Source organism: Paenibacillus sp. CMAA1364, assembly GCF_054373195.1.
In genome coordinates this window covers 146,774-171,520 of sequence record NZ_JBITNB010000005.1, presented here as the reverse complement: position 1 = coordinate 171,520, position 24,747 = coordinate 146,774, and the positions used below count along the sequence as shown (strand labels likewise).

Sequence of the window (24,747 nt, the reverse complement as noted above, 5' to 3'; positions counted from 1 at the left end):
CCCCGCTCCTTTCTCTATGATGTAGGCTTTTCGCTCAATTCGTACGTTTCTGTACCTACCTTAACCTTACTTCCATTTAACGACTCCATCGTCACATCAGGTATAGTTACCGTAACGGAACTCTTGTAATGGTCCAAGTTGATCGTAGGAGTAGGCTTCTGTGAATCTGTACCTATATCTGTTGCCGACTTGCCTTCATCTGATGTTCCAGTCTCTACTCCAACATCTGTACTCTTGTCCTCAGATGTCTTATCCACATCATCAGCATTCTTACTTGGTTCCCCAGTATCCCCATTACCAACCGTAGCATCCTGAATCGCACCAGAATCAGCGTCAGCGTCCCCGATTGTCGAATCTGTCACGGTATCTGGCTCAGCCACAACTTCGCACTTCTTATCTGCTATTAAGCCAGTTAATATCTTAGGTGTCGAGCCATCTGCTAATTCAAGCGTTATCGTTGTAGCATCGAATGTGTCACAAGTACCCGCTTCTTCAAAAAGAAACACGAATTGCGTATCGCCTACTGTACCATTTGTAACTTCCGCTTGCTGTGCATATACTACAACGGGGCTTGAAGGGATCTCAGGAGAAGGCTCCACCACGATAGGTGGCGGTACATTCTGAACAACTTCTGGTTTCTTATCGAATACACCCATGGCTTTAAGTCCATAGAATCCTCCGATGAGCAGTAAGAGTATCACGCCCACGTACATAGACAACATCGTTAATGGCTTGCGATTGCGACGCAGGAATTTAACGAATGGTGTAGATAACTCTAACTTCACTTTGGCGTATACGGGTCTTAGCTTCGTACTTGGTGATGAGAAATACTTCTGCACCCTGTCCTTCTGCTTGAAGGCTTCTCGATCGTTATTCTTAAAATAAGAGACAATTGCTGAAGCATACGCTGGATTAAGACTACGCTCACTGACGTACATCGGCTGTGTTGCAGACCATTGGAAGAATTGATATATCACTTCCTTGTCCTGAACATGTCTTCGTATGAAATTAATGAGGCCAGAATAATTTATGGAGGCTTGTCCACCTTGATAGAAGGCTAACGAGATATGCCCGAATTGCTCCGGTACGATCTGCTTCGCCAACCAATGACAACCCAGTTGCTGTACACGATCTAATTCCATCGGACTCAAGCCATCCAATACACGTGGATTGGGTTGATCATCCTTAAACCAAGCATATGCTGCCGACATGACCGCTGCCTGCGACTTAATACGTGCATCGAACTTCGATGCCCATGATTTAACTTCCAAGGGTTCCGCAAGAAATTGTATTCTTAGAAGTTGATCAATCGACAGCGCCTCTAGATCCAGTTCAGTCAACAAGAATAGGTTGGCTACATACGCAAGTTGATCCAATAATGTAACGTCGGCTGTTATCGCACCTTGTCCTGCTTGCTCCCACATTTTCTCCACCTTATGCTGTTGATCTAACAATGCATTAACAGCGGTGACCGGTTCAGAAGCCTTGCGAAGCTTCGCTAACAATTGCGATTTGGCAAGGTCAACGAAATACTCATCTCTAGTCACAACAGGATGATTCTTTCCCCATTCTCCAACGAATTGCATAACATCTGTCGCTGTAGGCGCAAGCGTGAACTTCTCCTGAATATAAGGTTGGAACAATGGTTTAGAGAAACCACTATTTAATACCATATCGAAGAACGCTTTATTAAGTGCTGAGCTACTCTCAATCACCTGATAGAAAGCAGATACGACTTCTTTACGTTTCGTAGAGGACGCATGACTAATAGCAACCATAAGATATGTAACGATCTTTCCTTCATTATTCTTACCGCATATACGATAGTAATCTTTGAACGCTTCTACGATCGCAAGGTCTGGCACTTGTCCCTGCTTCATAAGATCGAACTCTTGATCAAAGCGAGCGAGAAAAATATCATTCAATCGTACTTTGCTCGACATCGCACCTGGAAGGGATAAATAATCCAACAATCCATGCAATACCGCACTCTTATTCTCTTCAAATAGAGCCTCATTACCTTCTTCAATCTGGTAGAATATCGCCAGTTCATTGTAGCTTGCAATCGAAGTCTGTCGTATATGATCCATATCGGATAACATCAACGTAGCGAACTGGAAGAAGCTCTCTCCACGCTTAGAATCATTCAGATTACGCCACGCGAATTCGAAATAAGAGGGTCTTGTGAGATCCATATCTACATTCGTCACTCGCTTCGCCACAAGATCAAATGTGAAGTCCTTTTCCACATTTCTGTCGCCAATTCGCAAGCTACCTCTCTCTACGAACATCACATGAATTCCCTTTTTACTCTGAGGTTCCTTCGAATACGTTAAGAAGCCAAGCTCTTTGCGAAAAGCATACGGCAAACTACCATACAAGACTTCAAGTAGCTGTGTCGCATATAACGAGATTTGTTCCGCAGGAACGTCAAGCGAGATATATACTTTCTTCTTGCTAGTGACAGCCGTCATCACAGCGAATAACATTTGCTTAAATATTTTCTCGTCGATATGGAGATCTGCGAGAAGCGTAGCTATGTCTTTCTTGCTAGATTGCTCTTGCACACGAATAGGTACAGCATCTAGTTCGGGAAGATCCAACCCTTGTTCAATATCATACGTATCGACGAAATCTGCATGAAGCCATCTTGTATAGTTCTCCACAACCTCATCTGAACGCTGACTAGGAATGACATAATTATGTGTGAAGAAGGCACTGCGCAACCCCGTGAAATCTACCGATTGATACATACTACGTCCAAGGATGGTCTGCCCCTGCTCTGTCCGATATAGATGTAGCGCTTCGGGATACAGATTCGCATCTTTCTCTCCTCGGGAGGATAGTTCAGCGGGTGCATCATAGGCACAGAACGGGTGGAGCGTTTTTTTGATAAAAGAATGATCTAGCCCCTTCGACCTTGCGATCGTGTCAAATCCTTCGGTAGATCGAAATATCCCACGTCTCTCACGTGTGTAGAGCTGTTGTTGAATGCGTTGGGGAGTTGTGTTCTCCACTATTCCTCTCTCCCCTCAATGTACATTAATTGATAGAGTAGCCAAATGAATGGTTCATCCACTCGAATCGGGTTCGCTACACCTTGCAGCTTCTGATTCACGGGATTACTTCCTAGTGCGGACACAGCGAAATACGCTGTATTCGAGAAATACACATCCATCGTCCCCTTAAATGGGCGGTCCACTTTCTCAATGAACCGACGGATCTCCCCATCAATATTATCGAACTCCGTTAAGTTCAAGTAATCGCGATGCACCATATTGTTAAACACATTGCTGTTGGACTTAATATATTCTCCATCGTCATCCTTCAACGAGTGCAACATGTCGCTTTTGGTTAGGACGACTGCTGTCGGAATATCGGTCTTCCCCTTGTCTTCATAAGCAATAAAGTCTCCGAACATCGTCAATACGACATCACGCGGCTCATCATATTGTGACACCCAGCCACCTTCGGAATCGCCAAATTTAATACGGATTTTCTCACGAATCGAGCGAATCTGCAGTGGGTCAACCATGAATAGAATACCAGATGAATTCTTAATATGCTGACCATGTAGACCGAGATAGTCCTGATCGACCATGCCTTCCCCTGCGACATCAAAGAACACAAGTGTAAGTGGTGGCTTCGATTCATCTTTAAATACAAATTGAAAAATAAATGGTTCCTGCATTCTCTCTTTCTGCGTAGAAGCGAGAAGATCGCCTCTCTCAAATAGAGGTTCTTCGTATAATGTGCGAAACTTTCGACTGATTTCTGCATTCAGTGGCATGCAAGCAGCACCGAAGTGATCTGCTGTCGTATGTTGTAACGTGTGAATTAGAGATGTCATATAGACGGACTTGCCCACCTGAGATGCGCCAACAATCGAGATAATATTACTTGGTACTTTACCAGACGTAACGGGAAGCTCATTATGGCATTTCGGACATAATCTTCTGCGTGTGAGAACACCATATCGATCATTTAATCCAATAAGTACATGGTCTGAATAGATCTGATGTTCTTCTGGAATATCATGTGGGTGAATAATCGCTTCGATATCATCAACTGAATCCAGTCCGAAGCGTTCACGGTATCTGTTCAGCTCTTCATCTTCACCCAATGCATAGTTCTCATCATCTTCACGATGGTGCGCCGCACGGAACACGACCTGATCTGGCTCGAATTTCTCGAAACAGAATGGACAGACAATATCATAGAACAGCGGCTTGGGTGTCGCTTGTGGTTTTCTTTTGAACATATCGAAAATGGCCATGTGTTATATCCTCCTAAACGTTTTGAAAGGCTACTGCTGAAAATAACCCTGTTGGGTGACACCCCGCTACGGTGACGGATTGTTCCTTCGATCGCTGTTGACATCGGATTTCTTGATTATATGCCGCTATTAGCGGTAGAAATCCGATGTCAAAGCATATGCTTTCGAAGTAGTTTTCCTACGGAAAACTTGTAGGCGACCACTTCGTTTCTACATTACAATTCCGTTCTCTTCGCTACGTTACTCCTATAGCTATTATTCTCAGGAAAGCACCCTTTTCCAAACTTACGTCGTCAATTTCATTTAATACCTTGACCCTCCTGCTTTGCATACTTGGGTCGTTCAGACCATTCGAGTCTTGCAGGTTATTCCGGCATCAACTCATACAATTGAGCGTATGTAGCGCCGTCGGTGAAGAAGATTCGAACGAAGTCGTTCTTGCCCACTTCAATCTCTGGTAACACATTTCTGCCAGGGTTGAAGTGTTGCACGAATGGATAGACGGTTCCATCTAATTTATGAGATGGGTAACTTCCTTCTTTTTTAACGTAGCATAATGTTTCTTTAGACACTGGAACTTCTGTTGTTACCCTGATCTGAATCGTTTTGAATTTCTGAAATAGACGTGGCTTCTGCTTAATGGAATACATGATTCGCGCTTTGCCAGCACTCACTACTTTACGATTCTGTCCATCTTCTTGAAGGGTAAGAACGCTCTCGCCATTATGTGTCCAACAGGCAAAGACGGTATAGATCCGTCCGCCAATCCCTTGCATTCGATCATGATATCCGTTATTTGCTTTGTACTCATCTCTCGTATATAACTTCAGCGTATGGATTGCAGGCTGCTCTGGTATCTCTTGTTGCGCTGTAGCTTGGTGTATATAGACCGATTGAATTCCTTCTGGCCATAACCAGCGCAAGATACAACGATCTTCATCCACTTGTTGTACCAAGTTATGAATGACTGGCGTGGATGAGTCCGCTTGAATATATTGCAATGGTACTCACCTCCCTGAGACTAGAATCCTTTACTGTTGTTATTCTGACGCTTATGCGATCCATCTGTGATCACACCTGCATGTCCGGGTCTTGTTCTACCACCTAACAAGATTCCATTCTCCTTAATCGGCACAATCCATGTGAAGAGTCCCATCACGCCTGCAAGGATTAGACAAGCCAATAGTCGGGTCATGCTGTCTTCAGGCATTTGCCCTAATAATCCCATTTCAAGTAGCACCCCTGTCATCAATCCACCTACACTTCCGCCAATTCCGAAGCTTCTCGCAAGATAGCGATTGTCGAATATAATACCAAGTGATAGGCCTATAGCTGTGCCGATCAGAATAAATGAAATGATGCGTAATGCGATATAGTAACTAGTATCTTGCATTATGCCAGTTCGTTCTGTTAAGAGTGTACGATCACCGATTCTATCGTATATATTCCGAAATACTAACGAGAGATCGTCTACACGGTCTACATCGATATACTGCCCATTCGTTCGGTTAGCGATCTCCGTAAGCAATACAGAACCATCGGAATCACTCACACTCATACCGACCGTATTGATAACGATCTGCATTTGCTCATAATCAGCTAATGCGGTATTCATATCCATTTCACTGAACCCGTCGGAGAGCAGGATAACCATCGTTCCTCGTCCGCTCACTGTGGTATCCTTAATATGTCGTATCGATTCATCAAGCGCTCGAGCAATATCTGTTCCACCATCTGTCGTCATAAGCGTATCAATCGTTGTATACACTTCATTCTTGACTTCAGCATTCTTAAGCGCGACAAAGGGCTGAACCAATTGCGCTTGATCATTGAACTCCACGATCGCTACTCGCTTATCGCGCTCCATTTTGCCAACTAGAGCCTTAGCCGCTTCGTATCTATCATCATTCGGGTCTGTCTCACGCATGCTACCCGAATTGTCGATCACAAGCACGATATCCTTCACTGGCTTCACGCCACCGATATTCAATCCATACACGAATTCAAGAAGTAATCCCAATACGAATAACATGATAAGCGTTGCCGGTACGAGTAACTTCCATGACGTACCTACATATCGTTGTCTCCAAGAAGGACCACTCAATCGTGGATTTATCATTTCAGCAATAAGGCACATCAGACCAATAGAGAAGGCTAATATTCCACAATATAGACCGATCACCACAATTCGTGGCCAATCCCCATCTAATTTACTTAATAGTATCTCTCCGGCTACGAAGCCAATCCCACCGCCAATTAGACTGAATAAGATCAAGAGTAAATTTATCTTTCGTTGCATATGGTTAAGCACCCTTTCCTCATTAGGAATTCACATCACTTATTGAAGTTCTGGGAGCACGTCAGCATCTATGCCATGAAGCTCATACCCATTGTTTACATAGGTCTCATAATACACTCGACCATTACGATAATACATCAAATCTTCAATGTGGAATCCACCCATCAAGTTCAACTTCTCCACACCACTACTGCGATTTTCATGAACATAACCCAATTTATAGATACGTGATGTCTCATCTACACCAAGGGAATAGCGAATAAATTCACTCTGCGAATCCCCGAAGAAGTACTTCTCCTCGTAACGATGCTCCTGCGTGTAATCCAACAAGCGCAAATTAATTGCTGCATGATCTTCTAATGTGCGGTATAACTTTTTGAACAGATCATCCTTCGATAACACTTCTGTATTACTATAATCAATGGTCACATTGGCACGTCGCAGTATTTCCTCTTCGAACGTCTGCGCAAATGGTTCAGCGGTTAGAATATTATTCAGGCAGATCTGCATGAGTTGGGTTACGACGTGTTCGATTCCATTCTCTAGTAATTGCGTCACCCGCCCTAAATAACGATCTTCGAAAAAGACTAACATACCCCGCTTCGCTTCAATGTCACGCACCACATGTTCCGTCACCACACCATAATACGCTAGTATATTCTGTCCAATATAGTCGTCTGCTCTAGTCATACTATCCACAGCCGCTACACGGAGAATACCCTCTAAGCGATCCATCTGATCCACTTGTCGTTTATAATGCTGGTGCATACGACTTAATTCGTCTTCTATCTTCTGATATAATTTCAGTTCAGATTCAAGATGTAGTATACGAAGTTTTGCACGATACACCGTGTCTACAATATATCGAATACTGTTACGTAGATTATGCTTATCCATCAAAGGTAGCCGTGAGAAAGGTTGTTCATCCACAATCCCTTGGTAACATTGCTCAAGTTCAGCCTTAGCTAATTCTAATCCTTTGGTCAATTCACGAATGGTAGCGTGTATATCTTCCATTACGCTCCCTGATCTGCCCAATTCATCAGTCCACGTTGCCAGTTGATAGAATCCAATCTGAGGTTGTTCTAACAAATGACGCTGTACGGCTTGAGATATCTCATCGTGTATCTGAATCTCATTCAGACGAGCATGTGTTACCTTGATATAATTATCCCGGAAATACGTCTCGCAACCGTCACCATAGAGCGCATACTCGGCTTCACGTAAAGACATCCGTTTCACAGCGTGATAACTGATCCGATGTGTCATTAATCCGCTCATGTCATCGATCTTGCTCTCATCGGGCATGATCTCGTTCACGCGTTGGGCTATCATTTGTGTCTCAATACCGAAGAAGGCTAGCTTCTCTTTGCTATTTAGCATTAAGTCATTGTCATTCTTCATTCGAATGACCATCTGTGTATACAAATGATATAGAACGCTCAGTGCAATCGATTCATTCGGACGTTTGACCTTGGAGAAGCCCGCAGATGCGAACCCATCACGCCCTGAATCCGACCTGATATTACTTCTGAAGGACATATTGTTATAGTTACGATGACTTGCTTGATGCTCGGCATCCTTCTGTTTACGGTTCTTCAATAGATTCACATGACAAATGATCTCATAATTATCTTGCATATCATGCAGAGAAGAAATGCCACGCTCATTCTTGTTAGAGAGTAGGTACACCAACTCAAATAATGGACTTGGCGGATGTATTACGGGTATGGAGAGCCCATCTTCCGTGACATGGAGATTTGCTGAGAAGGAATAATCGCTTTGTTGCATATATTCGAGCTCACGAAGAAAGGCTACACCCACGGAATGACTATATCCGAACGATTCAACTTCTGTCTCACTGATCAATCCATATAAATCCATCTGTACAGATTTGAATGATTGACTGAATATCGTTTGTGATAACAGTGATAATTCCGGTAGAAACACATTAAGCGGGTCATCGACCCGCGTAATGAAAGAAAGGTGAATCCGATCGAAGGAGGAATACATTCGACCGAAATTCGCGATCTTATGGCTTACCTGTCTGAGCATCCGATTCAGCTGAATTAAGTGCTTATCATCCTCGTAGAATGTTGCATATACATCTTTTCGCAAACTTTTGGAAGCATGTGTTGTTGTTGAGTCTACCACTTGGGGTAGGTCGAATCGGACAAGTCGGGACGTCCCATTCTTGTCCTCATCGTTCGTCGCTATGCTGGATGGAGCGTCGGTTGGGGATGCCATATGTATATACATGACACCCGCACTGTTATCCCACTTCTTCTCATGAATATCCATGATCGGTTGTATCGCCTCTGACACCTTGTCTCCAATGAACACGAACACCGCAGGATAATGAATGCTACTCTGATCGTCGATACTTCCATTCATCTTCTCCTCGGCGACCGCATACTCCTTAGCGAACCTTTCTAGCATTTGCTTCATGATTATTTCAACTTTCTACGAATATCGTTTAATTTAGATACCATTTGCTTGTAGAATTGATAGTTCTCTTCTCCGTTCGCCAGTTCAATCTTCTCATATTCCAACTGATCGCGACCGTTAAGAAACAATTCGTACAGTTCATCAAGCTTCGTAATCAATACGGAGATATCTTCCGATGCAGTCAATTCTGTCCCACGACGGGTAGATTTGCGTAGCAATGTACTCTTGCTCTTCTCATCCAATTCGCGAAAATGCTCGAATACGACCGATTCGACATAATTCTGACTCTTCATCAGATTGGCAAAAGGTTCCCATGCTTCTTCTTCCGGCTCACGATCATAGACATAGAGCGCACCCTTTTTGGTAATCGTATCGGTATATAGTGCTTCGATGAATTGATCAAGAGACTTCTCTTCATCTTGATGTTGGTTCAATACTTGTTCTAATTCAGTAGCCTTTATGCTCATCGCATCATACTTTGCCAGTTCTTCTCGAACGATAGATATTAATTCCGGGGAACGAATCAAGTTCTCATTCGCCATATCTTCTGAAATACTACCGAAGATATCCTTACTGGCTTCCTTCTCAAGACCTTGTGCGAAGAGTTGCTTCAACTCGTTCAATGCACGCTTCACTTCTCCAAGATTCGGCTTAGCTGAATCTAGCTGCATATCGAAGCGAAGAAGGTATTGCGATATATGAAACGGCTTCGTTGTCACCACGGCATAGCGATTACTTGTGTTCTGATTGATGTCCTTCTCTACAATAACCTTGAGTGTTAATGCCTTCATGAATTCAGCACGAACACGAGCGTTATAAGACTGTACGCGTCTATTCACATACGTATCTCCCCAAGACTTCTCTGGGATTGGGGAAGGAAGGTATGTCCAGTTCACGTTATCCGTCTGGACTAAATGACGTCCAACACCCTCTTTATCCAGTATGGTTCGCTCATAGCTTTCCTCATACACTTTGAGTGGCGTATATACGAATAAAGGTACACCATTCTTCGTATTCAGCCAGAAAATACGATTCTTCACTTGACTCTCTTTGACGGTGAAGTGAGATCTTCCCACGGAATTATTCTGATAATTCCGTATTCCTTTGAGAATGCTCGGAGCTCCAACAGGGACGGACACGAATCCCCATGATGGGAAATACAAGTTGCCTGCACTATTGCTCAGATGGAACACTGGTACCGCTTCTTCATCCAACTTATTCGCAATATTACGCTCTACTAGCTTCTCAATGGACTCATCATGACCGAACTTCATAATTAAGAAGTCTTCCATCGATTGTGTGATCAGATCACCGAATTTATCACCTAAGAAGTCCGAAATGGAACTGATAATATCTACTTCTTGCTCTCTAATCCATTGATTCGAATGATTAAGTAGTTCAAGTGTGAAGTCACGAATAAGATCATCCACGTCTTTACTCTCCATCATTTTACCAATGACTTTGGATATATCCGGCACACTCACAAGATTCCAATAGTAGGTCTTATTGCCTCTATGATCTGCTTGCTCATCGCCATGAATGAGAATTTCGCCATTCTTAGCAAAGATCGTATTCAAAGCGTTCAATATTTCGGTATATACGTTATAAATGCGCGTGTTCTCACCATTCAATAATTCATATAGATCTTCATAGAACTCAATCATCTGTTCTGTACGTTCTATATCTGCATGAAGCCAATATTCATTAATCTTCGCTTCAATATACATGTTCTTCTTCTTGTCCTTAGAGACGAATGCACTCTTCGCATCCCCAAGTCTCTCATTGGCTTGCTCGCTTGCCGCTTCAATATCTCTTGGAATACGATGTAGGTTCTCGCGTAATATCTCAATATAGGAGAGTAACATTTTGAGCAAGCTGAAGCCCTTCTCTGTATAGATTAACCGTGACACATAGAAAGGTCCCTGTTCAGCATGCAGGAATATACGACGGATCTGATCGGTGAATTGTCCGATAATCTCACCTGGCAGTTGTTTCTTAGCTTTAATATACTCTTCTCGGGCACGAGCTAAGAAATTCTGTTCTAGTTCTGTATCCATATTAACAACCTGATTCTTCACCACGTTGCTGTAACTTAGACGTTCACTATTCTCATACCCTGTTAGTGGTTCTGGAACACGAGATTCAAACGTCTTCACCATCGTATCGAGATCAATGCCCATTTTACGAGCGAACGTCTCTACATCATCTTGGCTTGGTGCTTTCTCGAACATCTTCTCCATCTTGCCGAACAATCGGAATGCTAAGTATGTTGTCATCTCTTCTATGGGTAACACGGCAGAAGATGCCCCAATAATATTATATTCATAGTTGGCTGGGTACATTTTATTCATCTGTGCGATATTCGTACGGATATTACTGATATAGTCATGAATGGCGAATTCTTCGCCTGATGCCTTCTCTTCACTCGCCATGAAGTTCGTGATGTTCTCAGCAGTGACGTTCATACAGTAGTCATAGGCATTCTCAAGTAACTTACCTTCGGTATTCGTAGCCGAGATGAGATGACATAGATTAAAGGGTGGAAGTGGTGAATTCACCGTTAGAATATTGCCATAACGTTGTTGGAATCGCTCACCACGGCTATCTACGTTCATCCAATAATCCAGTTCTTTAAGTGCTGCATAACCATTCTTCTTAATATATTCACGTGTATGTTCACTTAAGCTCTTGTTAGATAGGTTGATATCCGGCGTGAACAAATAACCGAGTGTATTCACGCGATCAATCCCTGCCGAACCATGATCACGCTCAATAATACCCCGTACAATATAGGCGATATCTAAGAAACATCCGCTCCCCGTACCCCCAGATAGTCCCGTTAGCAAGAACACCATCAACTTCTTATTTGTACCGACAGACAGTGTCTTAATCTTCTTATCTATGGCTTGCACAACTTGATTGATCTTGGTGAATAACAATAATCGGCCTGCTTGACGTACGCCAGCGGCACCATTCATCCCATCGGTGATGCTCATCTCAGGAGATAACCAATCCGTAATATAGGGTTCAAGAACACTGCGATTCTGCAATAACCCACCAATCTCGGCATTGGACAACAAGACGAATTCATTGATCGGATCAAGGCCGATTCCTTTGTACTTCTTACCACGATCCTGTTCATTCGTCTCGAATGCTAGGAACTCAACATTATCTGGTTTATCGCGTTTCTTCTTTGAAGTAGGATCTTCAGGCAACTTAAATCTACGATTAATTTGGTACTTCAATCGTAGCAAAGCATCAATACCTGTTCCCCCAAGACCAATAATAAGGATTGGATTGTCAATGGTATCTACCCGAATCTTGTCGCTGACAATACCTCCGCCTAACGATACATCCAATTGCTGAATATGTTCTCTCACGACTGGCTTCATTGTATTTCCTCCTAAAAGCTTTACGAAGTAAAGCTTACTTCGTAAGCATTCCTCTTATTTCTCAAAGTGAAACGATATATGGAATTTATAATACGTATTAGTGCGGAAGAGAACGGAATTGTCTTGAAGAAACGTGAGTGTTCGCCTACAGGTCTTCCGTAGGAAGACCACCTCGTAAGCTTATGCTTTGCCCTCTGATTTCTACCGTTATAGGCGGTATAAAATAAAGAAATCAGAGGGCAACAGCGATCGTAAGGACAATCCGTTATCGTAGCATTTATACTATAAGCCTGTAGATAGTTACACCAAATACTCGATCATAATCGTCTTATCTACACTCTGTAAGGACAGGCTGATTCGATCACCGCTTTTCACTTCTAAGCCTTGGGTGGCATCCATCACACGACCTGACTTCTCAATGTTCACAGTGGAACGATTCTTCAATAGCAATTTGTCATTCTTGCTAGGTTCGAAGAGGATCTTCTCCGTCTCCTTGAGCTCAGGTGCTAGCTGTAGCAACTGATGTAGCGTAACCTTCCCTTTAAATCCATTTAACTTCTTATACTGTGGATATGTCTTTTCCCCCGTATTCTCATCCCGAATCTCAATGACCACCTGTCCTACAAATCCACGGTTCGCCTTCTTCACCGCAGCTAGAATGAAGTACGCTGCTGCAAGAATGGCAGCGAGTGCTATGGCGCCACCTACGACTTTTAGGATTGGAAATGGCTTGTCATCCGATTTCTCTACCGATGTTGACGGTGGGGTTGGTTTACTTGAACTGGTTCCACCGGGCTTCGCGGTAATCTTCACAGCAGGGGTCTCGCGATAAAGGCTCTTATCTTCTGCAATAACCATCATCTCATAGTCATGCTGATCCGCTACCTTATAGGTTGCCTCGAATTGCTTACCTGTGTTCGTCATCTTGATGTCTACCGTATCTCCGCTATCGATATCCTTAACAACTAGCTTAGCATTCATATTCTGATAAAGTGTACTATTCTGTAACTTTTGTCCATTACTTGTTAAATAAGAAACAATGTCGATCTTATCCCCCTTCTTGTAGGTACTCGTAGAAAGAGGGTCCATGGCTAGCTCAATATCGTAATTAAAGACCAGATTAATATCGATCTTATCTTTGGCTACACCTTTCACTTGAAGCTTCCAATCTCCATTCATAGGAGCTAGTAACTTCAACAAGGAATAGCTCTGCGACTTAGAATAGAGGATATCCTTGGCTGGAATCGTCTTACTTGCTCCAGAAGGGTCCGTTAATTTAACTTCTACCGGTTGAGCGGACATGATTGAAATATTCGCTTCTAACACATTATTATTAGGTACATTAATGATCACTTCTTGATACTTGCCGTTACCTGTCATCGATTGCACAGGTACAATCTTAAGCTTCAAATGACTGGCGAAAATCTCACTTAGTATTTGTGGCAGTTCATCCGCCGTATTTGTGGAGAATGCCTTGCCGTCCGTCTTCTCAGATATAGCGGCTAATGCATCCTTGTTCAACTTACCATCCGCATTAAGCCCAATGGTATATACGGGAATACCATTCTTATTCGCATCGGCGATGGCTTGTTCTAACTCCTGTGCAGACTGTTGTTCTGTTCTTCCTTTAGCTTTATCGAAGTCATTATTCCCATCAGCTAACAAAACAATCATCGGTTCATGCGTCGGGTCTGCCCCTTGTTGTAATACTTTCACGGCTTCCTTAATCCCTACGGCTACATCGGTATAAGGACCTCGATCTAATTGATCAATGAACTCCTTTAGATCTTCCTTATCCGCAGCAGATTGAATCTCAAGCAATGCCTTTTCTCTCTGTATTTTATCCGTGTACGATATAATGCCGACTTTATCGCCCTGCACGGATAGCATATCAATAAACATCTTCATCGCTTCGTTGCCGACTTTATCTGGATCACTCTTCTTCATAGAGTTACTTGCATCCACGACGAGCATGGCATCAATATGAGATGAACCCGAAGCGGCTGTCACTTCCTGTATATGAAAAGAAAAGGGAAGCAGTAATAGCGATAGAACCATTAGTATACGAATTGAACATTTCTTTGTACGAGACATAGTTATACCCCTTTATCCTAAGATGATTTGGACATCTGAAATTTCTCTTGTGCTAGCTACAACTTGTGAAGCATGCTTCCAGTTAGGTACTTCCTATCATTACCATGACATTATGATATAATTAAACCCATCAAACTTCAAATAATATAGGTGAAATGCATTAGAAACACATATGAAAGGAATCCAATATGATTACATACGTTTGTTTAACTGTTTTGATTCTTTTTGTTGTTACTAAATCCGTTATTTACTACAGGCACCGCAAATACATTCCTTCTTGCGATGAAATAGATCACAATCTTATTTCACTAATCAATCCTAAGGGGGAGCCTCGTGACTAAGAAGAGAGCTGTTACTTTCCGTCCATATATACAGACGCGTTACGCTTATGAAAAGTTAAGAATTTGTAGTCATTGTCATCAATATACCGCACTGTGGGAAGAACAATGTGCTATCTGCAGCAAAGATAAGCTTATACCCGTTACCGAATATGCAACATCCCGCGTAAAAAGAACCATGCGAAATCAACAACTCATTGCCCTTCTGATCGGGCTTATCGGAATTTTCTTCAGTCAGACCTTTGGACAAATGATTCTCTGTACGTGTATTGCCATCGCATTCATTAGCTTCCTGTTCGTGGTACAAAGAAGGATGGTTGAAGGCGAGGTCGCTCTTGCGCTTGATTCATTATTTGAACGAGAGCAACAATACATCATTGAAGGTTTGAGAAGAAATCGCAAAACAGCGGTATCCGTCATGAAGGAGGACGAGGTGCTGACTTATGTCATGTTGCGGGAGATCAGTACCCTCGTTCACAATGATAAGATTCGTCTGCAGCAGGTAGTCTTGCTTCAATCTTTTGTCCTGCGTAAAGATATGGATTTAACGGTTGAGCCTTTACTTATCCGTACCTTCGATAGTGACCTAGCTGCCTATATCGGTGACATCGCTATCCTAAAAAGAGAATTAATTAAACATCGCTCTATTCGGTATATTCTCACTTATGAGCCATATATACTTGAAATGGAGAATGGGATAGAAATTCTAACCCATGTCGTTGGTGCAGCCGTTCGATTGAAGACGTATGTTGCCGCATACCCCCAGTTCATACAACGATATGCCCGTAGGCTTTCGAAAGATCGCTTCTTACGGTTATACCGACTGATCCGTCAATATCCCGATCATCCATGGGGTGATTTGGCTATTGAAGTAGCGAATATCCGAACGGAGTTATATGCGATGGACGCTGTGGATTAACTATACAATTAAAGAGGCTATAAGACTATGACGAAGATATGGGGGATAACCCTGCGAAACCTATTGATAAGTTGTTGTGTGGTTATGATGATTCTGATTGGCGTGAAATTCCACTATATTCAAGAGAAGATGGCCATGGTAACGGAGGCGGAACGACTGTATGCTCTGCAAGATCTCATCGGGGCTGAGGAATGGTACCACAAAGCACGCAACAACAACGCTATACAGTATAAAGAATCGGATATCGCTAGGCGGCTCGATGAACTGGCTCCAATCACTGAGATAAGGACAACGCTTAGCCAAGTCGACCGTGAAGCTATGCGCGCAAAGACAGATGGATACTTCGAGGCTCTTATGAAGGTGTATACACAACTAGAAGTTTTTAAAAGTATCCATATGAAGGAGGGCAATCCGTATGCCCCCTATTATGTAAAGCTCTCTGATCAATATGGTCTTTCTGATGATTTCATAACCTATTTCCAACATTTCAAGACGCTGTTCACTCAACAACTGGAGCGTAATCTCGATAGTAAAGCGTATGAAGATGAATCTTTCAAATGGAAGTTATGGACATTACCTGTTGCTTTCTTTGGTGATACCACTCAGAAGAAGACTCAACTATACGACATATTCCAGACCTATGATCTTCGTAAAATGACCCAGATTGCCGCAGCAGGTCAATACGATATGCTATTAGATGAGTCATTAGCTATGTTGAACCTATACAAGACCCATGACATTGAAGCAGCGTGGATTAATGATCAATCTGATATGCTGGCGAGAACATTCCTGGAGCAAGATATCTCCAATCGAAGCTATGCTATCTTTGCAACACATGCTAAGAAGTACAATCAATATATCGAAGCCTCCACATTCAAATCACCTGTTGCATCTTACATCACGAAACAAATCAATCATTGGATGAAGGAAGCTAAGCAGCATGTGTCCAAGAATCAATTCGAGGATGCCCTTACGATGTATGAAGGGCTCATGAATTATATGGATACTAGCGAAGAAATACAGCAAGCTGAGCTAGCGTGGAATATCCACGAGCCGATCCGTTTCTTACAGCAACATGACCCTACGCAAGTATTCACTTCGATTACTAGCGGAACAAAGCGTTTCGGTGCTATTGCATATGTTCTTGCGGTGGATGAACAACAGACCTTATATTTCGCACGATTGAGTAAGGACAACAGTGTTCACGTCCTATCTAATCGTGAATTCCAGCATGAGGGGGATATGGAACACATCTTGATTGACGAAGATCTTAGTACGAAGGAATTCGCTGTAAGTGTGATTCAAGGCCAATCTTCAACTAGAACTGCCTTGTTTACAGCCATTGAGTGGCAGACGGATTCGGTGGTTACCTTATTCCAATTCGAAGCAGATCAATACATCGTGGGGGCAAATGGACAGCTTCTTGTTGATAATCTTAATACATTTGAAGGTGCTGACCATGTAGCTATATACGAACGTTCTGGAGATCGTTATACGTTCATGGGTATTCAACAAGATTATATTGAGATTTACGCCGTGGATCTCATTCAATACATGCATGAAAAGGTGAAGTTCACTACAAATGTCATTCAATCGGGGTACAACGAAGGATATGCAACGATGGGAGATAGCTATGTGAAACTAACTGGCAATTATAACTTCAGAGATGGGCCTATTACCGTCATTGGGACGTTCCGTAACTACGTAGAGATCTATGTGGAGGAAGAATTGACATTGATTCCTGTATTTGAAGTGGAGACTATGGAATAATTCCTTATTATTTAAGCGTGTTCACACATGTTCTATTACACAAAAGAGTAGGTTCTCTGTATTGTAACTTCACAGAGAACCCACTCTTTTGTTATTTATAATTATTCTACAACGACAACAACCTTTGCCTTCTTACCACCGTAACTAACAGTGATCGTTGCCTTGCCTTTACCATTTGCCTTTAAGACACCATCTTTAACGCTAACCGCTAAGATCTTCGATGAAGTCCACAACGCTTCCTTAGATACATTATCATCGCTTCCGTCAGTGAAGGTAGCTGTTGCAACTACATTAACCTGTTGTCCAGGAGACATCTTCAGGCTAACTTTATCTGTCTGTAAATACTTCAACTGATCCACTTCTACTGGAATACTGATTGTTTTACCGGCATAATTAGCGGTAACCTTTGTCTTACCATATCCAGCTGCGATGACCTTTCCTTTGTTCACTGTTGCAATTTTGTAACTGCTTGTCTTCCATTCAGCTAGATCGGTTACATCCTTTGTTGAACCATCATTAAATGTAACAACCACCTTAAGTTGTTTTTCTTTAGACGCAGCATTTACCGTCTTCAATGAGACGAACTGGTGCGATGCTTCAATACTTTTAATGGTATCTACTTCTACCAGAACAGTCACTTTCTGACCACCGTACTCAGCAGTAATGGTTGTTTTACCTTTTGCATAAGCAGTCACTGTACCATTTTTGACTGCAGCCACGGATGTGCTACTTGATTTCCAAGTGACATCTGCTGGCGTAAATACTTCAGCATTACCTGATGAATCCTTCGCTGTAAGCACGATATCCTTGCTCTCTCCAGAACTTAATACCAATAGATGCGTATCTGCTTCAAGATCTTCAACCAATCCAACATTGACCTTCATCGTGTACTTGATCTTATCATACAATGCTGTAACGGTTGCTGTGCCTGTTGCTAGACCTGTAATCAGTCCATCACTATCCACTTCAACAATCTTCTCATCACTCGAGCTCCACTCAGCCTCAGTTGTTAGATTAGCATCTTCTTTATGACCAACGACCTTTTTGTCAAACACAGCGATCAGACTAGCCTGATATGGACTGTCCTCCTTAATATCAATCGTCTTCGCATCTAGCGATATAGAGATAGGAATATCTACGCTAACTTTCGTTGTTACCGTTATTCCTCCATAGGCTGCAGTAATGGTTACTTCACCTTTTTTATAAGCTGTGAGTTGACCATTTAATACATATACAATAGTTGCATCACTTGAAGTCCATTCGGCCTTGTCAGCTACATTGGTCTTATTAGGCTTGTCAGCATAAGAAGCATCCAACGTTAGCGTTTTGCTTTCTCCGAGACTCATTCCCACTTGATCCTCAAGGTCCAGATGACGAGGAACATCAACATCAACCTTCACAGTGACACTCTTATCACCATATTTACCTGTGATCGTAGCCGAACCAACACCCTCAGCCAATAAGTTACCTTTGTTAACATACACGATCGATGGATTACTACTAGTCCATGTTGCTAGATCGGTTACAACCACATCTGCACTGTTAGGGTATACAGCTGTTAGCTTTAATTGATGGGAACTCGTACCACTATCCATCAGACTTAAATATACATTCTGCTTGTCCACAACCAACTTGCGGGTCTTATCCACATCAACCACAAGGGTTACTGTTTCTGTACCATAACTTGCTGTTATGGTTGCTGTTCCTGCACCATAAGCAGTAATCTTACCATTAATGACATCTGCCACATCTTTGTTGCTCGTTGTCCACTTCGCATCTTCCGACACATTTCTCTGCGTCCCATCTGGGTACGTAGCTGTCAAGACAACAGTCTTGATATCACTCAACAATAAGGACAATGTATCTATATCTAGATCTAGTCTTTTGACAATTTCCACGTTCACTTCTAACGTCACGGTCTGATTGCCATATGTAGCTGTTATGGTAGCTACGCCTGAAGCTTGAGCCTTCACAGCACCATTCACGACTGTAGCAACCTCATTGTTGCTTGAAGACCAATCTGCTTTATTTGTAACAACTTCCGAACCAATATAATCCACGTAAGTTGCTTCTAATATAACTTGTTTAGTATCACCCTTACGAAGGTCGAGACTTTGCACATTTTTACTTAAAGATTTAACTTTCTTACTCACATGAACTTCTACGATATGAGATTGTATTCCGCCGAAGGAGGCCTTCATCGTAGTGGTACCTTCCTTTTTAGCAGTCACAGTACCATTAGAAATGGTTGCAACGGTATCATCCGTATTAATCCAGTCGGTTACAACTACGTTCTTCTTCGTGCTATCGTCATAATAAGCGGTTACTGTCAGTGTATCCTTTGACCCGATTTCTAGGAATACTTCGCTTTTGGAAATCTCAAGTTTAATTATTGACACCGTTGCAGCAGCCCAAGTGGTACCTGCGCTCGCCAAGCTTATAATAAGAATTAATGACATCAGTAATGATCTTTTGAATCTAATATACAATTTTAATTCCCTCCAGTTCTCTTTTTCAATCTGTGTAGTTATATTAAATATCGGCACTACGGAATAAAAAGATTAGGTTCTCCACCATATCTTTATATTTCTAACATATCGTGTGACTGATTATATCGTTGATGATGCTCTTTACTATATACAAATATCACTAGACAACTGAATATCTAAAAGAGATTGACTCCTTTATGATTTCCATGTATATTTATGGAAATTGGTTCGTGTGATCAACTCTCACAACAGGAAGCACCTGTAATGTAAGGCTAACCGCCCTACTTACAGGTGTTTTTTCGCGTGCAATTATCCAGGAGGTTATGATTATGATGATGATGAAAAGAGTCCATGTATTGTTCTTCACCCTACTATTGTGCATGTGTGTACCTGTATCAGCAGCTGCTGGATCTCTGGAATTAACAACTACCACACAGTCTAAGTTCGATACCATGGTAGCATCTGCTCAGGGGTCTACAGGTTCTATGATGAGAAATCGTTATGCCCATATTCTCAATCTCCAACAGCAAGCAGAAGAGTGGAATCATAAGATCAAAATTGTCCAATATCAGAACGAAGAAGCACTTATTATATTAAAGAAACAAATACAATTGCTAGATTTCAATAAGATCACAACATTACAGAACCAACTTACGCAAGCAAGAGACCGTTATACACCATTATTCAGTATGTACGAATCTCTTCAGCGTCAAAAGGCTATCGCGAAGAAGTTAACCCATAAAGACCTATATCAACTTCTTCATTCCCAATCCGAAGGCATGAAGATAGCCGTTCAACTTGCCCGGACAGATATCAGAAACAAGGAAAGCCAATTCACCACAGCCAAGAGACTTTCTACAGCAACTAAGAAGAAGTTGCGTGAACTACTCGATCCAACTACACCACTTCGAGTACATATTAAGGTAGCCAAGAATGCAGCAAGCACATCTCAGAAGAAGATGGTTGCAGAGATATCCACCTTAAAGAAATACATACATAATAATAGTGTAAGTCACACCGTATCATTCCTTGAAACATTATATACACATGCACAGAGCGTGTTCACACACAAACAGAAGGTACTAGCCCTCGAAGAACAGATTAGCCACATTATCAAGAATACCGGAAGCCAGATCCCTGCACAGAAGTAAACGAAGGCCTGGATAGATTCCATCTCTATCATCCAATGAGAGCAAGAAGCCTTGGACCTCGAGTCCTAGGCTTCCTTATATTATGTTTCAGTTAGAACCATGGATCATTATCTTTCCATGGTGATCCTTTTAGAAGCTAGGGATAGCGCATTATTATTCGTTCCCATTGCTCTTGACAGTATATATACATAATAGTCTTCATCCGATTTGAGCTTCGTTCCAGTAACGTCTCTAGAATCCTTATTTATTATAAATCCTGGAATATCACCCTTATAAATGACACGATACACTGCGGAAGTCACACTGAATTTATTCGCATCTGCTAGAGATAACTTAGGGTTTGTGGTAATCATCACTTCGTAGAAGTCAATAAGCTGATCATTCGCCGGTTTATCGAAGCTAACTGTCCATGTAGATTCATCTTCGTCCCATACCCTTGTAATACCCGTTACTGGGGCTACCGTTTCGACACTGGATAGGACGATATCATTTGAGACACCAGATAGCATATTACTGGCTGCATCATTTGCATTCCCTACAGCCAAGATAAATACGCGATAATTCACGCCATTCTTAATCTTGGCACCATCTACGTCTTTAGCATTGGAAGATAGCACTTGACTGATATGGTTACCCGTCTTAGCAATATACGTATAGTTTGCGCTAGCTACAGCATTAGCCTTTGCTAGGTTGAAATTAACAGCGTTCTCACCCTTCACAACCATCACTCGATAATGACCTATATTAGATTCTTCAATAGCACGTTTAAAAGATATCAGGAAGTCACGACCATCCTGATAATCATTGATATCACTTATGACTGGATTCGTTGCTGGGCTAACGCTCATATTCCATCCTAAACTAAGCACAGATGAAGCTGATAATGCATCGTCCCCAGCCCAACTGCCCGTGCCCACGGACATCACAAATATCCGATAAGGAACGCCATTCTTAATAGCTGCCCCATCTGTATCTTTTGTACCCGATGTAAGAAGCTGATGTATATTCGTTCCTTTCTTGCCGACTAATGTGTAGTTAGAACTGCGGATCGACTTTGATTTAGCAAGATTAAAATCATTGGATTGATTCGCTTTGACTATGAAGATCCGATACGAACCTATTTGAGTCTCATTCGTTACTTTATTGAAGCTTACGAGCATATCACGACCATCGCCATAATCAGCAACATCGCTAGCGAGCACACCTGTTACAGCTTCCATCGCTGGTCTTGCTAGAATATGAACCGTAGATGAGGAATTCGAAAGTACGCTAGGCGTTGCCCCTTTACCCTCTGTCAGTACATATACAACATAAGATTGATTAGATTTAATCCATTCCCCACTTGTATCTTTAGCTTGAGCGGATAATGTTACGGTGATGTCTCTTCCTTGAAGAGGAACTGAAGTGTAATTCGTGTTCAACAAAGCTGTTGTAAGGTTAAAAGATGAAGATAACGAAGATTTGACCACATAGATACGATATTGACTCACAGCAGATTCATCAAGGACTTTAGGAAAATTAACTTGTAAGTCACTCCCATTTCCCATTTGATTAATCACTTTGGTCTGAATATAGCTTACTGGGGGAAGTTTAACGGTTGTAGTAATCGATACTCTTTGAGCTGATGAGTTCCAGTCTACCGTCTCTCCGAGTGCTTCACTAACGAATCGAACAGGTACAAGCACCCTTCCTGCAACAAGCTGAGCGGGTACATCCAAAGATACAGTAGTGTTATTAATCGTTGCTGTTGTGGAACCTAATCTCAGTATAATGGTGTCTCCATCTCTCTTGGCTGTCACAACCTTGGTGTCTTGATTCCAATACACTGTTGCATCAAGCGCCTCAAAAATGGCTCGCAATGGTAATAATGCGCGATTATCTACGAGGATGGGTGCTTGATCGGTGCTTAACTTGACGCCATTAATATACACACCAATGGGCCCTGCTGCATGTACTTGCATTTGAAGCATTACAGTGAATACCACTACACATGACACAAGAATAGATAAGACTTTCTTCATTCTTTTGAACCTCCTTCAATCTGATTTCAACAGTAATATTTCGTTCCTAGAGACTAAGACGTAATCAACCATCCAAAAGTTTCCCTGATTTGCACAAAAATGAAAAAAGACACCATCTCGGGTGTCTTTAAATATAACTATGCACTTAGGACTAGGTTTATTAAGCCTTCTCTAATATTGCTTCTATTTCCTTTTCAAGCAATAAATATCTATGTGTACTTCTCATAATAGGGATCTTATTTAGTTTGTGCTTCTCCACGTACACTTTCATTTGATCTTTCGTGAGGCCTAGTCGATTCCCAGCTTCTGTAACGGTTAGCACCGCTTCATTGCTCGTAGCGTTAAACGTTTTCTTTAGTTTTTGATTCCAATCTTTGAATTCCTGCATCTCATGTCATCAACCTTTCTTATTCAACAATCGCCGATCTACACTAGACTAATATATTCATTATACCATGAGAACTCATTCTTGTGTGCTATGTAAGGATGTTTGTCGTCTTTTCTAATATTTTCATATTTTTCCAAAAAACAAATCCACCGATTCCCCTTACGAAATAAGTTGTTAAGGTACTATTTTTAAGCATAAGGGCAATACTGTTTCTCTAGACCCACACACCTCGTATCCAGTATGATCTAGAGACCATAAAATTCGGAGGTATACGACATTGGATGCTTACAGTGAAATTAAAGAAGGAGAGAAAGGCGCATGGGTGAGTATCATATCCTATTTATGTCTTTCTGCACTTAAATTAATAATTGGATTGGCTTCTGGATCCGCTGCATTACTTGCTGACGGACTTAATAATACAACAGACATTATAGCCTCATTCGCCGTTCTTATCGGACTGAAGATATCCCGCAGACCACCTGACCACGATCATAAGTATGGGCATTTCCGTGCGGAGACCGTTGCGGCATTATTAGCATCATTCATCATGATTATTGTCGGAATTCAGGTGTTATTCCAAGCGGTACAGAAGTTCTTCCAACCCAGCATTCATACACCTAGTCTGATCGCTGCGTGGACGGCATTGTTCAGTGCGCTTGTGATGTTCATGGTATATAGATACAACATCCGTCTTGCTCGGAGAATTAATAGCAATGCCATTCATGCAGCAGCACAAGATAACCGCTCTGACGCTTTTGTAAGTATTGGTGCATTTGTAGGAATCATTGGTTCACAATTCGGATTACCTTGGTTAGACCCTCTAGCTGCAACCGTTGTAGGCCTCATTATATGTAAGACCGCTTGGAATATCTTTCGAGATGCTACTCACGCCTTAACGGATGGATTTGATGAGACACAACTTGATGAGATAAAACAAACGATTGCCGGTACAATAGGTGTCGAATCTATTAAAGATATCAAAGCACGGACGCTAGGTAACAATGTATTAGTTGATGTTACTATTGAGGTGAATGGTGACTTAAATGTCGTCGAGAGTCATGGCATAAGTGAAGATGTTGAAGATCGGATGCTCGACACACACCAAATTTCGCATGTTAATATTCATATTGAACCCAGCGAGACATCGAATGGCTAAATGCAT

At 42.0% G+C, this 24,747-nt stretch carries 14 protein-coding genes; 4 read left to right on the top strand and 10 right to left on the bottom strand.

Going from position 1 to position 24,747, the window contains the following annotated elements; genetic code table 11:
- Positions 1-14: 14 nt before the first annotated feature.
- The 7 genes from ACH8E3_RS06080 to ACH8E3_RS06050 form a co-directional block, all read right to left on the bottom strand.
- Complete coding sequence (locus ACH8E3_RS06080; protein WP_458631722.1) at positions 15-3,017, bottom strand: GAP1-N2 domain-containing protein; 3,003 nt, start codon at positions 3,015-3,017, stop codon at positions 15-17.
- Positions 3,017-4,276, bottom strand: a complete 1,260-nt coding sequence (locus tag ACH8E3_RS06075) for a TRAFAC clade GTPase domain-containing protein (protein ID WP_458631721.1) — start codon at positions 4,274-4,276, stop codon at positions 3,017-3,019. Before ACH8E3_RS06075 ends, ACH8E3_RS06080 begins: the two co-directional genes overlap by 1 nt.
- Positions 4,277-4,641: 365 nt before the next feature.
- Complete coding sequence (locus ACH8E3_RS06070) at positions 4,642-5,277, bottom strand: beta-mannanase (RefSeq protein WP_458631720.1); 636 nt, start codon at positions 5,275-5,277, stop codon at positions 4,642-4,644.
- A gap of 20 nt (positions 5,278-5,297) precedes the next feature.
- Positions 5,298-6,575, bottom strand: coding sequence for a vWA domain-containing protein (locus tag ACH8E3_RS06065; RefSeq protein WP_458631719.1), 1,278 nt, complete (start codon positions 6,573-6,575; stop codon positions 5,298-5,300).
- Between the two features lie 39 nt (positions 6,576-6,614).
- Positions 6,615-9,023: a transcription initiation factor TFIID gene (locus tag ACH8E3_RS06060; RefSeq protein WP_458631718.1), complete on the bottom strand. Its 2,409-nt coding sequence runs from the start codon at positions 9,021-9,023 to the stop codon at positions 6,615-6,617.
- Positions 9,024-9,025: 2 nt separating this feature from the next.
- Positions 9,026-12,415: a tubulin-like doman-containing protein gene (locus ACH8E3_RS06055; protein WP_458631717.1), complete on the bottom strand. Its 3,390-nt coding sequence runs from the start codon at positions 12,413-12,415 to the stop codon at positions 9,026-9,028.
- Positions 12,416-12,715: 300 nt separating this feature from the next.
- Positions 12,716-14,509 (bottom strand): vWA domain-containing protein, encoded by a 1,794-nt coding sequence (locus tag ACH8E3_RS06050; RefSeq protein ID WP_458631716.1) that lies wholly within the window; start codon positions 14,507-14,509, stop codon positions 12,716-12,718.
- A gap of 333 nt (positions 14,510-14,842) precedes the next feature.
- Between ACH8E3_RS06050 and ACH8E3_RS06045 the strand changes: the two genes are divergently transcribed.
- Positions 14,843-15,766 (top strand): hypothetical protein, encoded by a 924-nt coding sequence (locus tag ACH8E3_RS06045; RefSeq protein WP_458631715.1) that lies wholly within the window; start codon positions 14,843-14,845, stop codon positions 15,764-15,766.
- Between the two features lie 27 nt (positions 15,767-15,793).
- Complete coding sequence (locus tag ACH8E3_RS06040) at positions 15,794-17,536, top strand: hypothetical protein (RefSeq protein ID WP_458631714.1); 1,743 nt, start codon at positions 15,794-15,796, stop codon at positions 17,534-17,536.
- A gap of 101 nt (positions 17,537-17,637) precedes the next feature.
- Here the strand turns inward: ACH8E3_RS06040 and ACH8E3_RS06035 are convergent, their stop codons facing one another.
- Positions 17,638-20,025, bottom strand: a complete 2,388-nt coding sequence (locus ACH8E3_RS06035; RefSeq protein ID WP_458631713.1) for an Ig-like domain-containing protein — start codon at positions 20,023-20,025, stop codon at positions 17,638-17,640.
- Positions 20,026-20,354: 329 nt separating this feature from the next.
- On the opposite strand from ACH8E3_RS06035, the gene ACH8E3_RS06030 reads away from it, so the two are divergent.
- On the top strand, positions 20,355-21,176 hold the full coding sequence (locus tag ACH8E3_RS06030) for a hypothetical protein (protein ID WP_458631712.1): 822 nt from the start codon (positions 20,355-20,357) through the stop codon (positions 21,174-21,176).
- Between the two features lie 107 nt (positions 21,177-21,283).
- Here the strand turns inward: ACH8E3_RS06030 and ACH8E3_RS06025 are convergent, their stop codons facing one another.
- Both ACH8E3_RS06025 and ACH8E3_RS06020 read right to left on the bottom strand, forming a co-directional pair.
- The gene (locus tag ACH8E3_RS06025) at positions 21,284-23,197 is read right to left on the bottom strand and encodes a copper amine oxidase N-terminal domain-containing protein (protein ID WP_458631711.1); all 1,914 of its coding nucleotides are present in this window, start codon (positions 23,195-23,197) and stop codon (positions 21,284-21,286) included.
- Positions 23,198-23,357: 160 nt separating this feature from the next.
- On the bottom strand, positions 23,358-23,585 hold the full coding sequence (locus ACH8E3_RS06020; RefSeq protein ID WP_458631710.1) for a DNA-binding protein: 228 nt from the start codon (positions 23,583-23,585) through the stop codon (positions 23,358-23,360).
- Between the two features lie 277 nt (positions 23,586-23,862).
- Between ACH8E3_RS06020 and ACH8E3_RS06015 the strand changes: the two genes are divergently transcribed.
- Positions 23,863-24,741, top strand: a complete 879-nt coding sequence (locus ACH8E3_RS06015) for a cation diffusion facilitator family transporter (RefSeq protein ID WP_458631709.1) — start codon at positions 23,863-23,865, stop codon at positions 24,739-24,741.
- The last annotated feature ends 6 nt before the right edge of the window (positions 24,742-24,747 follow it).

Excerpts from the sequence above, each read along its gene's own strand:
- ACH8E3_RS06075 (WP_458631721.1), bottom strand. The coding sequence starts at position 4,276 with ATGGCCATTTTCGATATGTTCAAAAGAAAACCACAAGCGACACCCAAG.
- ACH8E3_RS06025 (WP_458631711.1), bottom strand. The coding sequence starts at position 23,197 with ATGAAGAAAGTCTTATCTATTCTTGTGTCATGTGTAGTGGTATTCACT.
- ACH8E3_RS06040 (WP_458631714.1), top strand. The coding sequence starts at position 15,794 with ATGACGAAGATATGGGGGATAACCCTGCGAAACCTATTGATAAGTTGT.
- ACH8E3_RS06065 (WP_458631719.1), bottom strand. The coding sequence starts at position 6,575 with ATGCAACGAAAGATAAATTTACTCTTGATCTTATTCAGTCTAATTGGC.
- ACH8E3_RS06030 (WP_458631712.1), top strand. The coding sequence starts at position 20,355 with ATGATGATGATGAAAAGAGTCCATGTATTGTTCTTCACCCTACTATTG.
- ACH8E3_RS06055 (WP_458631717.1), bottom strand. The coding sequence starts at position 12,415 with ATGAAGCCAGTCGTGAGAGAACATATTCAGCAATTGGATGTATCGTTA.
- ACH8E3_RS06060 (WP_458631718.1), bottom strand. The coding sequence starts at position 9,023 with ATGAAGCAAATGCTAGAAAGGTTCGCTAAGGAGTATGCGGTCGCCGAG.
- ACH8E3_RS06050 (WP_458631716.1), bottom strand. The coding sequence starts at position 14,509 with ATGTCTCGTACAAAGAAATGTTCAATTCGTATACTAATGGTTCTATCG.
- ACH8E3_RS06020 (WP_458631710.1), bottom strand. The coding sequence starts at position 23,585 with ATGCAGGAATTCAAAGATTGGAATCAAAAACTAAAGAAAACGTTTAAC.